This window comes from Oceanobacillus sp. MO10714A (genome assembly GCF_037072045.1).
GTDB classification, from domain to species: domain Bacteria; phylum Bacillota; class Bacilli; order Bacillales; family Amphibacillaceae; genus Oceanobacillus; species Oceanobacillus indicireducens.
The window spans coordinates 46,532-59,898 of record NZ_JAXHDC010000016.1 but is presented as its reverse complement, the minus strand read 5'-3'; the positions used below and the strand labels follow the sequence as shown (position 1 = coordinate 59,898).

Here is a 13,367-nt window from a genome sequence, read left to right as displayed (position 1 = left end):
GTTTATACTCATAATAGACTCCTACGCTTCAGCCGTATATTTAGACTTCATTAATGGTAAGTACGTTTTTTATGCTCACTTTGAATACTTCAGCTTATAAAATTAATATTTTGTAGAATATCTTTCCCTACATAGATGTAATCATACCCTTCCGACAATATCAGTTAAGTGCCAAAACCAGTTTCCTCCAATTTGGAATCAATACTGTTGTCAGTTAGTTTATAAAGTAATCATTTATGTGTTTCATTAACACTCCTATAGGATAGATTCTAAATATAATGTATGGGTAAGTATACTAAATAACATATTACAGGATTATGCAATAGATTGTAAAATGTTACTCACGAATCTTTATTGAAATCAACTAATATAGTATATGCTATTGAATAAAGGAAAATCTTGTCGATAATAGAAGAAGTAGTAGAAAAGGAGGTGAACTAAAGTGATAAAGAAATTAATAACTTATGCAGTAATTTTCTTTATGATTTTCCACTTTAGTATTCCAGGAGTAAATGCGTCAGTAAAAAACAATGAGGTGAAGATTCCTGGTGTAGAGGAACAAACAACTGATGAATCTGAGGAACTTGAGGAGAAAGACCTAGAAATAGAAGAATCCTCAGATAATTCGGAGGGTGATTCCGGTACCGAGGCTGAATCAGAATCGAATGAGGAGAGTTTTGAAGAGGAATCTATAGAGGAAGAAATGACTGAGTCCTCTTCAGATGATGTCAACAATGAAGCGGATTCTACTAAAGAAAAAGATTCAGCAGTGGAGAATAAAGCCTCAGAAGATAGTTCAAGAGAAAATGAAAAGGAATCTGAAGAGGAAAATCAAACTAATGAATCAAGTGTATTTTCTTCTGGCCCGTTAGAGTTACCATATAAACTAGGTGATAACCATAAAGATGTTATTCCGGTTAAAGTAAAACTAAATGCACTCGGATTTGATGGAATAGCGGAGACTGGAAATTATGGCAGCCACACGGCGAAGCGTGTGAAAGAATTCCAAACATACTACGGACTAAATGCAACAGGGGAAGTTGATCAAAAAACACTTGATACACTCAATGCAATTTATAATAGTCCTTATCAAGTTGGAAATAGTAACAGTCGTACAACTGAAGTTAAAAAAATATTAAATGCTCTTGGTTATGGTGGACTAGCGGAAGGCCCTGTTTTCGGCAGTCTTACTGAAGTGAGAGTAAAACAATTCCAAAATGACTATGGGCTAAAAGCTCATGGTATTGTAGATGAACCAACATATACTCAATTGAAGGCCGCTTATAATAAGACGGAATTCAAGCAAGGAGATGATCATCCAGGAGTTATTCCAATCAAGCAAAAGCTAAATGCATTAGGTTTTGACGGAATAGCAGAGACAGGGAAGTATGGTAGTCATACAGCAAAACGTGTTAGCGAGTTCCAAGCATATTACGGACTTGCCGTGACTGGAGTTGCTGATCAAAAGACTCGAGAAAAACTAGATGAGGTATATAACAGTCCCTATCAAAAAGGAAATAGCAATAGTCGTACAGCTGAAGTTAAAGAGATGCTAAATGCACTAGGTTATAGTGGGCTTGCTGCAGGTCCTGTCTTTGGTAGTCTCACAGAAAAACATGTAAAGCAATTTCAAAGTGACTATGGGCTAAAAGCTCATGGTATTGTAGATGAACCAACATATTCTCAATTGAAGGCTGCTTATAATAAGACGGAATTCAAGCAAGGAGATGATCACCCAGGAGTTATTCCAATCAAGCAAAAGCTAAACGCATTAGGTTTTGACGGAATAGCAGAGACAGGGAACTATGGTAGTCATACAGCAAAACGTGTTAGCGAGTTCCAAGCATATTACGGACTTACTGTGACTGGTATTGCGGATCAAAAGACTCAAGAAAAGCTGGATGAGGTATACAACAGCCCTTATCAAAGAGGAAAGAGTAATCAGTACACAGCGGAGATTAAAAAAATACTGAATACCCTGGGGTACGGTGGATTAGCAGATGGTCCAGTCTTCGGAGCTCTGACAGAGAAACGGTTAATTCAATTCCAAAGAGATAATGATCTAAAAGCACATGGCATAGCAGATGATAAGACTATTAGTAAACTGGAAGCTAAAGTGATAAAAAAAGGTAATGTTAGTCCGATAGTAACAGACCTAAAAAGTAAGCTTAATTCATTAGGTTATAATGGACTGGCAGAAGGCCCTGTGTTTGGTAACTTAACAGAGAAGCGCCTAAAAGAATTTCAAAGAGACTATGGGTTAAGAGACTATGGTTTTGCAGATAATCAAACTTTGGATAAGTTGGATAGTATTTTGGCTAATGCTTTGAAAAAAGGAGATAGAAAGCCGGAAGTTATTGATTTGAAGAGACAACTTAATTCTCTAGGTTATGATGGTCTAGCCCTAACAAGTCATTTTGGTAGTCTAACAGAGACCCGCGTAAAGCAATTCCAACAGGATAATAATTTACCAGTAAGCGGGATTGCAGATGAAAGGACGCTTAAAGAGATAAAGAACAACTCCAGTATTATTACGATTTATATTGACCCTGGGCACGGTGGTAATGATCCCGGAAGTTCAGGATATGGACTCAAAGAAAAAGACGCCGTTCTTGATATTGGTAAGAAGATTGCAGAGGAATTAGCTGGCTACTCCGGTGTCAGAGTTATTCTTTCAAGAGCTGCGGACGAAACTGTTAGTTTATATGAACGTACAAATGCAGCAAATAGTTTGGGAGTGAATTTCTTTCTCAGCCTACATATGAATGCACATAACGGCAGTGCGAACGGTTTTGAGTCATATATCTATAATGGGCCAGTTTCACGGGAAACAATAGACAGACAAAATGATATTCATGATCATATCGCAAGTTGGTTGAATACGAATAACGGAATTAACGACCGTGGAGCAAAAAGGGCTAATTACCATGTACTGAGGGAAAGCACAATGCCAGCATTACTTCTTGAATATATGTTTATAGACAACCAGAAAGAGAACAATTTATTAAGAAGTAAAAGCTATCGTGATAAACTTGGTATAGTAACTGCACAAGCAATTGCTAAGTCTTTCAATCTAATGAAAAAGTAAATTTTATTCTACAGAGATATCTATTACAGGTATCTCTGTTTTTTTACACAAATAAGTTTAAAACTATTTACATTATGCGTGAGAATTTAAATGAAGGCCTTGAAAAAAAATAAATTTTGCCGATAATAGAAGAGTAGTAGAAAAGGAGGTGAAAACTAAAGTGATAAGGAAATTAATAACTTATACAGTAATTTTCTTTATGATTTTCTACTTTAGTATTTCAGGAGTAAATGCGTCAGTAATAAACAATGAGGTGATTCTCAGTGTGGAGGAAGAGACTGATGAATCCGAGGAGGAAAATCTAGAAATAGAAGACTCTTCTTTAGACGACTCGGAGGATGAAAACTCTAGTACGGAAGATGAGGCAAAATTGAATGAAGAGCCTTCTGAAGAAGAAACTACAGAGGAAGAAATGACTAAGTCCCCTTCAAATGATGCCAGCAATGAAACAGATACCACTAAAGAAAAAGATTCAGAAGTGGAGAATAAAGCCTCAAATGATAGTTCAAGAGAAAGTGAAAAGGAATCTGAAGAGGAAAATCAAACTAACGAAATTAGTGCATTTTCTAAAGGATCGTTAGAGTTACCATATAAACTAGGTGATAACCATAAGGATGTTATTCCGGTTAAAGTAAAACTAAATGCACTCGGATTTGATGGAATAGCGGAGACTGGGAATTATGGCAGCCACACGGCGAAGCGTGTGAAAGAATTTCAAGCATACTATGGACTAAATGTAACAGGGGAAGTCGATCAAAAAACACTTGATACACTGAACGCAATTTATAATAGTCCCTATCAAATTGGAAATAGTAATAGTCGTACAGCAGAGGTTAAAAAGATATTAAATGCTCTTGGTTATGGTGGACTTGCGGAAGGTCCTGTTTTCGGCAGTCTTACTGAAGTGAGAGTAAAACAATTCCAAAATGATAATGGCTTAAAAACTCACGGTATAGTGGATGAACCTACATACTCTAAGCTGAAAGCTGCTTATGATAAAACGGAATTTCAGCAAGGAGATGACCACCCAGGAGTTATCCCAATCAAACAAAAGCTAAATGCACTAGGTTTTGATGGAATAGCAGAGACGGGTAAATATGGTAGTCATACAGCAAAACGTGTTAGCGAATTCCAGGCATACTATGGACTTACTGTGACTGGTATTGCAGATCAAAAGACTCAAGAAAAGCTGGATGAGGTATATAACAGTCCCTATCAAAAAGGAAATAGCAATAACCGTACAGCTGAAATTAAAGAGATGCTAAATGCCCTTGGTTATAGTGGTCTTGCCGCAGGCCCTGTCTTTGGAAATCTCACGGAAAAGCGTGTAAAACAATTTCAAAACGACAATGGTCTAAAGGCTCATGGTATTGTAGATGGCCCAACATTAACAACCTTAGAGAAAATCTATCAAGACTACAATAAGACGGAATTCCGGCAAGGAGATGACCACCCAGGAGTTATTCCAATCAAACAAAAGCTAAATGCCCTAGGCTTTGATGGAATAGCGGAAACAGGTAAATATGGTAGTCATACAGCAAAACGTGTTAGCGAATTCCAGGCATACTATGGACTTACTGTGAATGGTATTGCGGATCAAAAGACTCAAGAAAAGCTAGATGAGGTATATAACAGTCCCTATCAAAAAGGAAATAGCAATAACCGTACAGCTGAAATTAAAGAGATGCTAAATGCCCTTGGTTATAGTGGGCTTGCCGCAGGCCCTGTCTTTGGAAGTCTCACGGAAAAGCGTGTAAAACAATTTCAAAACGACAATGGTCTAAAGGCTCATGGTATTGTAGATGGCCCAACATTAACAACCTTAGAGAAAATCTATCAAGACTACAATAAGACGGAATTCCGGCAAGGAGATGACCACCCAGGAGTTATTCCAATCAAACAAAAGCTAAATGCACTAGGTTTTGATGGAATAGCGGAAACAGGTAAATATGGTAGTCATACAGCAAAACGTGTTAAGGAGTTCCAAGCATATTACGGACTTACTGTGACTGGAATTGCAGATCAAAAGACTCAAGAAAAGCTGGATGAGGTATACAACAGCCCTTATCAAAGAGGAAAGAGTAATCAGTACACAGCAGAAATTAAAAAGATGCTGAAGGCTTTAGGTTACAGTGGATTAGCAGATGGTCCAGTGTTCGGAAGTCTGACAGAGAAACGGTTAATTCAATTCCAGAGAGATAACGATTTAAAAGCCCATGGGATTGCGGATGAAATTACTATTTCTAAGTTGAAAGAAATTTATAACAACAGAAACACTATTGAGAGCTTTAATATTAGTTTGAATGATGCTCTTAAGATGCAAATGGCAGCCAACCCTCAAACAGATAAATATCGAAACGACCCTGCATATATTTCAAGCAGCTATGTCAATCTTGGCCAAAAAGGAACAACGATTTCAAGCTCAAATGTTAATTTAAGAGCTAAGGCAAATACAACGTCAACTGTTAACCATACAGTAGGACCGAATACCACATTGGTCATTCTAGGAACAGTAACAGGTTCTAGTTTTAATGGAAGTACAGAATGGTATAAAGTTTGGTATAACGGTAAAAATAGCTATGTTCATCGTTCTCTTGTAAATGAACAGAAACTTCAAATGGCGATTGTTACTGCAAGCAATTTGAATGTAAGAGCAGAAGCCACTGCAAACTCTCATAAATATGGTTCATTGAGTAAAGGAAAAGTACTTGAGGTAATTGGGAAAAAGGGCACATGGTTACAAGTTCCTTATGATGCTTGGAGGAACGCTACTGAATCGGATACGTTAGAGTATCTTGATCCCATGAATAAAGATGTTGATGAGTTCCAGCACTTAGACTTATCGTCAACAGTTGGTGCTACAGCTCCAGAACTGAATAAATATCTCCAAGGAAAAGGAATTCTCGCAGGTACAGGGCAAGCATTCATTGATGCAGCAAAAAAGCACAATATCAATGAGCTATATTTGCTGTCCCATGCATTATTGGAAACTGGCAATGGAACATCAAGGCTCTCCAATGGAATTACCGTAAATGGTAAGAAGGTTTACAATATGTTCGGTATTGGCGCGGTAGACTCTTGTCCAGAAAAATGTGGTTCAGAGAGAGCGTATCAAGAAGGATGGGATACACCTTACAAAGCAATTGTGGGCGGCGCTAAATTTATAGGTGATAGATATATTCATAACGCCTATAATCAAAATACCTTGTATAAGATGCGCTGGAATCCAGAAGGTATGGCCCGTCACGGATCTGCAACGCACCAATACGCTACAGATATTCGATGGGCTGAAAAGCAAATTAGCAATTTAAAGAAATTACATCGAGACATATTAGTTAACCCTGTACTTAAGTTTAATTTTGTACAATATAAGTAAATAAGTAAATCTAAGAATCTAGCCATCTACTAAGGCTAGATTCTTTAGTGTACAAGGACTAATATGGATAATCGAATTCTTTTTTTAAAACTGAAGTCTAAATACCGTTGCCGTCAAGACTGAAGGTTAGCTACAATTACATTGAACAATAACAATAAATAGAGACAGTTAAATTAATCACTGCTGTTATGAAATATCAGCAGTTGATCGCCATCGAAAAGACAGATAATACAATTCCCTTGCTCTCCGTACGTGGTTCCATGTTGAAGAATGCCGTAACGAAAACAGTTTACTACAATTATTTAGGTTTATTTTACAATAAAAAGGCGATGAAACTCATCCGTGAGATGTTAGATATTGCAGAATATGATCTATTATCTATTCAATCTTTACGTACATTACATAAATATCCAAAAGAAAGCCTGGACGAAAGAAATATAGAGTTGCTTTCCATCTATCTAGATGAAGCGTTGAAATCCTTTCGCCAAGCAATAGAATCTAGTGAGTCTGATATGATGTGGGAAGGATTTATCAAATATAATCAAGCGAGAACGTTGTATTTTTATGAACTCTTTTTGGGTGGTAAGCATGCTGGTCAGCGGGAAGTAGTTATGGATGAAGCGATAACGGCAAGGGCTAAGCTAAATATTATCATTAATGATCCAACGAGTGAACAGCATAGTTATTTGCAAGAAGAGTTCATTGATCTAGAACACGTTGCGAGGCTAGTAAAGATAAATATAAAACTCGCTGCAAACGAAAACATACCAGGTATAAAAAACACCATTATTTATAATTATCCCGATTATGAAGGTTTGCTTGAGATTCCGGTTCTTAAGGACCCATATCATGGCCAGTCCGAAGCAATCCGGAACTATCAACAAATGATTATAAGGGAATTAACAAAGGAAATATAAAAAATGCAGCCAATCATCCAAGTGATTGGCTGCATTTGTCTTAATAACTTTCATTCGTAGCTGCATCTTCCTGTACCCAGCCATCGTCATTATCGTCATTATCTACAATGGCATTTGGGAGCTCTAGATGATCTTTTAACAGCATTTTTGTTTCTTCCAATGCTGGGTAATCCAGTGCCCAGTAATAAACACCGCCTGGTTGATAGTCGGTCCCTTCTAGTGTATAGGTATCGACTTTTAGCTTACCTCCACTTGTTCCGTAAGTAATAAATGTTTTTATATCGCTAAAGGTCATATTCGTTACAAGGTTATCTCCAACAGCTTCGAGTAAGTCATCATAATTTAAGATTGAGTTGACAGATGTTGCTTTATCAATGACAGATTTTATAATCTCTTGCTGTCTTATACCACGTTGAATATCGTTATCAAGCTTTCTTGTTCTTGCAAGTGCGAGTGCTTCTTCCCCGTCTACATTTTGGACACCTGGATAGAGGTGGATTGAATCTCGTTTGTCCATGGAATTGGATTCCTTGAATTCGTAAGGTACATCTACGGTAATTCCGTCTAATGCATCAACTACATCAACAAATGCATGGAAATTTAATTTTACATAATAGTCAATTGGGATATCCAACAGATTCTCGACTGTTTCAATAGCTGCTTCTGTACCGCCGAAATAATGTGCATGATTAATTTTATCTTCGTAACCAACTTCAGGAATATAAACTAATGAGTCCCTAGGAATACTTACAATATTAATACTTTTATCATCTTTATTAAATGTTGCAACCATTAAAGCGTCTGTGCGCGCACTTTCTGCATTGTCACGGTGATCATTAGAATCCACACCCATGATGAGTACGGAGACATTATCAATATTCGGATCAATTTCAGCGTCTCTTAATGGGGATTTTTCCCTTTCAACTTCTACATAGGAATCAGATAAAACGGTGTCTGCTTTTGTATATAAATAAGCACCGTAGCCAACTATACTTAGGAAAGCAATGAGAAGAGGGATTAAAACAAATAGAACTTTTTTCCGTAATTTCTTTTTCTTTACCCTGACAATCCGGACATTCTTATTATTATGAGACATGTTCAGTTAACTCCTTATTATAAATGTGGCATTAGACATGATTCTCTTTATTTTACTATAAAAACGACATCTCGTATATTAAATTCGCGTTACAAATAAGCGGATATGCTGAATCCCAATCCACTCTCTCTATCATATCATAGATTACAAGAATTACTATCATTTTTTCGGGATATATAATGATAATTTTTTCCAAAAACAGACAAACTAATTATATACATTAACCAAGATTTTTATATGCATTTCATGGTATTATAATAAGTTCCGTGCAATTTAATAATAAAAAATGAAATAACTGTCAAATGACAGGGCTTAGGAGGAAATTATGTCAAAGTCAAATAAAAATAATGAATTACTTTCTATAAAGGACCAAAAGTCACGCAGAAGATCACTTCTAGGTGCTGCCTTTTTAATGGCTACATCTGCGGTTGGTCCTGGATTTTTAACACAAACGGCGGTGTTTACGGAAACACTGTTGGCGAGTTTTGGATTTGTAATTTTACTATCCATTATTCTTGATATAGGAGCACAGCTTAATGTGTGGCGAATCATCAGTGTCTCGGGTTTGCGGGGTCAAGAGATTGCGAATAAAGTACTACCTGGATTGGGATATGTCGTTGCGATATTTATAGTCATCGGTGGCCTTGCATTTAATATCGGGAATATTGGTGGTACTGGTCTTGGGATGAATGTAGCTATTGGACTCGATCCGAAAGTTGGAGCGATCATTTCCGCTGCATTGGCGATATTTATTTTCTTATCGAAAGAGGCCGGAGCGGCGATGGACCGAGTCGTGAATATTCTAGGAGCAATGCTGGTTTTATTAATTGCTTACGTCATGTTCGTTAGCCAGCCACCTGTAGGGGATGCAATTTATCGTACTTTTGTTCCGCTAGAGATTGATGTATATGCCATCATCACGATTGTCGGTGGTACAGTTGGAGGGTATATCACTTTTTCTGGTGGGCATCGTTTGCTTGATGCTGGGATTAGCGGAAAAGATTCCATATCAGAAGTAAATAAAACTGCTTATTTGGGAATTGGTGTTGCTTCCCTTGTACGGATTTTGTTGTTTTTAGCTGTGTTAGGCGTTGTTATGCAGGGTGTGGCTCTTGACCCGGATAACCCGGCGGCAACCGTGTTTCAATACGCTGCAGGAGATATTGGTTACCGTATGTTTGGTATCGTACTCTGGATTGCAGGGATTTCATCAGTAATTGGAGCGGCTTATACATCAGTCTCATTCTTACGCTCCTTCCATAGCATTTTTGATAAATATCATAAGTACTGGATTATTGGGTTTATTTTATTCTCTACGATAGTATATCTTGTTGTTGGTCAAGCAGCGACATTGCTTGTGCTTGCTGGTGCAGTGAATGGTTTAATTCTGCCGCTGACGCTTGGTTCCATGTTATTTGCTGCCCATAATAAGAAAATAATGGGTGATTACAAACATCCAATCTGGTTAACGGTGTTTGGAGCGATTGTTGTCATACTGACGACAATACTAGGAATTAGAACGCTATTCCAGATGGTTCCTCAGATCTTCTAATATGATATGATAGAAGTATTATAAAAAGCAGGATAGAAGTGGGGAAATAAATGTTTGTAATAGAAGCTTATGGCGACAGAGGCTTAAGAATTCAATTGGGCGATTCCATATCAAAGGAAACGAACGAGAGAATTCGCAGCCTCTCTGCATTGTTGGAAAAGGAGAATAATTGCGGGATCATCGAATGGATTCCGACTTATACGGCCATTACTATTTATTATGATCCTGTTCAGACGACATATGAGGATTTAAAAGCACGCATGATTTTTTTATATAAGGGTCTATCTGATATTCCAATCCCACCTGCAGAAATAATCACAATTCCGGTATGTTACGGCGGGATATATGGACCAGATATAGAACATGTAGCGGCTGAAAATCAGCTTACAGAAGAGGAAGTAATCAAGACTCATTCTGAACGGGACTATCTTATTTATATGATGGGCTTTGCGCCTGGATTCCCTTATTTAGGAGGCATGTCGGAAAAAATTGCAACACCACGAATTGCATCTCCGCGAACCAAGATTCCTGCCGGCTCTGTCGGTATTGCTGGTTCGCAAACAGGTGTTTACCCATTAGAATCTCCAGGTGGCTGGCAAATTATCGGAAGAACGCCCTTGAATTTATATGACCCGGAGAGCGAGACACCTATTCTACTCCGGACGGGTAATTATGTCCGCTTCAAACCAATAACGGAAAAAGAGTACGATAATATTGCCCAAGAAGTTTCTAGGAATACGTATCAGGTAATGAAGGAACTCTATCAGGAGGTGGGGAGATGACAAAGCATGTTGTTGACTTAAACAGTGATTTAGGGGAGAGTTTCGGTACTTATCGGATTGGACAGGATGAATTGGTGATGCAATATATTACCTCTGCAAATATTGCTGCAGGTTACCATGCAGGTGATCATAATGTGCTTCGTGAGTCTGTCGAGCGTGCTGCTCTGAATAACGTGGGGATCGGAGCACATCCAGGATTCCAGGATTTGCAAGGATTCGGAAGACGCTCTCTCCTTCTTGATCCGGAAGAAATTTATAACATCGTCGTTTATCAGATTGGCGCGGTTCAGGCTTTTGCTAAGCTATTTGATAAGAAACTCAATCACGTCAAACCACATGGCGCTCTTTATAATATAGCAGCACGTGACAAAGACCGAGCTCATGCGATAGCGAAAGCGATTTATGATGTTAATGAAGACCTGATTCTTTTCGGTCTCGCTGGCAGTGAACTCGTTAAAGCTGGGGAAAAGATTGGTTTAAAAGTTGCGCAGGAAGTTTTTGCGGATCGCACGTATCAGCCTGACGGAACACTAACGCCAAGAACCGAATCAAATGCATTGATCACGGAAACGGAAGAGGCAGTTTCCCGTGTAATCCGCATGGTGAAAGATAGGAAAGTTGTAGCGGTGGATGGTTCAGAAATCGAGATGCAAGCTGATACAATTTGTGTTCATGGAGATACACCGCAAGCACTCGATTTTGTACATCACCTGAAAGAAGGTCTTGAAGCAAACGGAATTCTGATAAAAAGAGTGGGGAGTTAATTGGAAAATGCAGTAATTAAAGTAGTGAAGCCCGGTCTTTCCACATCAATTCAAGATTTGGGACGTGTTGGCTATCAGCAATTTGGCATGGTTGTAGCAGGAGCGATGGACCCTTTTGCTTTACAGATTGGAAATATTCTAGTTGGCAACCCACGAGAAGCAGCTGGTATAGAAGTGGTTATTATGGGACCGAAGCTTAAATTTTTACAGGACACGGTTATCGCAATCTGTGGCGCGAATCTTTCTCCCAAACTAGATGGAAGAGCTATTTCAATGTGGCACTCCGAGATAGTTGAAAAGGGACAAGAGCTTTCTTTCGGAAAACCGATTGATGGTTCGTATGCTTATATTGCGGTCGGCGGTGGAATTACTACGGATAAATTGATGGGGAGCCGATCGACATATGTGAAGGCGAAAATTGGCGGACTTACTGGTGATTACTTAGCTGAAGGTGATCGATTGCCAGCTGGAGAGCCCAAGTTTGATAAAGCAGGACGCTCGTTACTCCCTCATTTAATTCCGAATTATACAAAGTCAAAAAGAATGCGTGTTATCCTTGGTCCGGATCAACATGCGTTTACAAAAGCGGGACTGCATACATTCTTATCAGAAACATATAGAATAACAACAAAAACGGACAGAATGGGAACGAGGCTCGAAGGAAAGGCAATCGAGCATGCGGCCGGAGCAGATATTATTTCAGATGCAATCCTACCAGGAACCGTGCAGGTACCTGCTAGCGGACTGCCAATCATTCTTCTGGCTGACAGGCAGCCAACTGGGGGATATACAAGGATTGCAACGGTAATCTCTGAAGATATTCCTCGAATCGCCCAGAGTTTCCCAGGAAAAGAAATTAGCTTTGAAGCTGTTAGTCTTACCTTTGCCCAGAAACTTTATAAAAGAAGAGAACGGCTATTGAGGATGTTAAATAAGATTGGGTGACATCTTATAATGATATTTTTATAAGGGGGAGATTACAGGATGGAAGCAGTGGAACAATTGAGAGGAAAAATCAGGACAGGAGACTGGACTCAACCGACGACAGGTCAGGCATCAGGGTATACACAGGCAAACCTTGTTATATTACCTAAAAATTATGCATATGATTTCTTGCTGTTCTGTATACGCAATCCCAAAACTTGTCCATTAATCGAAGTAACAGATACTGGTTCCCCGGTACCGAAGAAGTCGGCCCCGACTGCAGACTACGTACCGATCTTCCTAAATATCGAATTTACAAAAATGGTGAACTAGCGGAAGAAGTAACGGACGTCACAGCGTATTGGCAGGATGATTTGGTATCCTTTTTAATTGGTTGCAGTTTTACATTTGAAAAACCTTTGCTCGAAAATGGAATCCCGATTCGCTATATCGAGGAAGGCCGTAATGTTTCGATGTACAAAACCAATATCTCTTGTGAATCTGCTGGTGTATTTCAAGGACCAGTGGTTGTCAGCATGCGCCCAATGAAGTCTAAAGACGCAATACGAGCGGTGCAAATCACTTCCAGATTCCCATCTGTTCACGGTGCGCCTATCCATATTGGTGATCCTGCACAAATTGGAATTAGAGATATGAACAAACCTGACTTTGGTGATCCGGTCACGATCGAAGACGGAGAAGTTCCTGTGTTCTGGGGCTGCGGCGTCACACCGCAGGCAACGGTAATGGCAAGTAAGCCAGAGTTCGTAATTACACATGCACCTGGGCATATGTTTATTACAGATATAAAGGAAGAGGAACATGCTGTAATTTAAAATACAGGAAGCGATCGCTTCCTGTATCTCGA

8 protein-coding genes and 1 pseudogene are annotated in these 13,367 nt (G+C 38.9%); 8 read left to right on the top strand and 1 reads right to left on the bottom strand.

All coding sequences use genetic code 11. The features are described from left to right. Nucleotides 1-442 precede the first annotated feature (442 nt). The 3 genes from SPD53_RS10435 to SPD53_RS10425 all read left to right on the top strand — a co-directional run bounded on the left by SPD53_RS10435 (nucleotide 443) and on the right by SPD53_RS10425 (nucleotide 7,381). Complete coding sequence (locus tag SPD53_RS10435; protein WP_336252525.1) at nucleotides 443-3,088, top strand: N-acetylmuramoyl-L-alanine amidase; 2,646 nt, start codon at nucleotides 443-445, stop codon at nucleotides 3,086-3,088. Between the two features lie 160 nt (nucleotides 3,089-3,248). Continuing rightward, entirely contained in the window at nucleotides 3,249-6,464 is a 3,216-nt protein-coding gene (locus tag SPD53_RS10430; RefSeq protein ID WP_336252524.1) for a peptidoglycan-binding protein, read from the top strand. 188 nt (nucleotides 6,465-6,652) lie between these two features. Then, entirely contained in the window at nucleotides 6,653-7,381 is a 729-nt protein-coding gene (locus tag SPD53_RS10425; protein WP_336252523.1) for a hypothetical protein, read from the top strand. A 40-nt stretch (nucleotides 7,382-7,421) separates the two neighbouring features. Here SPD53_RS10425 and SPD53_RS10420 read toward each other — a convergent pair whose 3' ends face one another. Next, nucleotides 7,422-8,477 (bottom strand): LCP family protein, encoded by a 1,056-nt coding sequence (locus SPD53_RS10420; RefSeq protein ID WP_336252522.1) that lies wholly within the window; start codon nucleotides 8,475-8,477, stop codon nucleotides 7,422-7,424. A 325-nt stretch (nucleotides 8,478-8,802) separates the two neighbouring features. On the opposite strand from SPD53_RS10420, the gene SPD53_RS10415 reads away from it, so the two are divergent. The 5 genes and pseudogenes from SPD53_RS10415 (at nucleotide 8,803) to SPD53_RS10395 (ending at nucleotide 13,335) form a co-directional block, all read left to right on the top strand. Continuing rightward, on the top strand, nucleotides 8,803-10,029 hold the full coding sequence (locus SPD53_RS10415) for an NRAMP family divalent metal transporter (protein ID WP_336252521.1): 1,227 nt from the start codon (nucleotides 8,803-8,805) through the stop codon (nucleotides 10,027-10,029). Nucleotides 10,030-10,079: 50 nt separating this feature from the next. Next, nucleotides 10,080-10,811 (top strand): 5-oxoprolinase subunit PxpB, encoded by a 732-nt coding sequence (gene pxpB / locus SPD53_RS10410; protein WP_336252520.1) that lies wholly within the window; start codon nucleotides 10,080-10,082, stop codon nucleotides 10,809-10,811. Beyond that, nucleotides 10,808-11,575: a LamB/YcsF family protein gene (locus SPD53_RS10405; RefSeq protein WP_336252519.1), complete on the top strand. Its 768-nt coding sequence runs from the start codon at nucleotides 10,808-10,810 to the stop codon at nucleotides 11,573-11,575. Before pxpB ends, SPD53_RS10405 begins: the two co-directional genes overlap by 4 nt. Further along, entirely contained in the window at nucleotides 11,576-12,520 is a 945-nt protein-coding gene (locus SPD53_RS10400; protein WP_336252518.1) for a biotin-dependent carboxyltransferase family protein, read from the top strand. It abuts the gene before it with no gap. Nucleotides 12,521-12,559: 39 nt separating this feature from the next. Further along, a pseudogene (locus tag SPD53_RS10395) lies at nucleotides 12,560-13,335 on the top strand (putative hydro-lyase). Nucleotides 13,336-13,367 lie beyond the last annotated feature (32 nt).

What these genes read in the sequence shown, in the direction of transcription:
- SPD53_RS10420 (WP_336252522.1), bottom strand. Translation starts at nt 8,477, where the DNA reads ATGTCTCATAATAATAAGAATGTCCGGATTGTCAGGGTAAAGAAAAAG.
- SPD53_RS10425 (WP_336252523.1), top strand. Translation starts at nt 6,653, where the DNA reads ATGAAATATCAGCAGTTGATCGCCATCGAAAAGACAGATAATACAATT.
- SPD53_RS10415 (WP_336252521.1), top strand. Translation starts at nt 8,803, where the DNA reads ATGTCAAAGTCAAATAAAAATAATGAATTACTTTCTATAAAGGACCAA.
- SPD53_RS10405 (WP_336252519.1), top strand. Translation starts at nt 10,808, where the DNA reads ATGACAAAGCATGTTGTTGACTTAAACAGTGATTTAGGGGAGAGTTTC.
- pxpB (WP_336252520.1), top strand. Translation starts at nt 10,080, where the DNA reads ATGTTTGTAATAGAAGCTTATGGCGACAGAGGCTTAAGAATTCAATTG.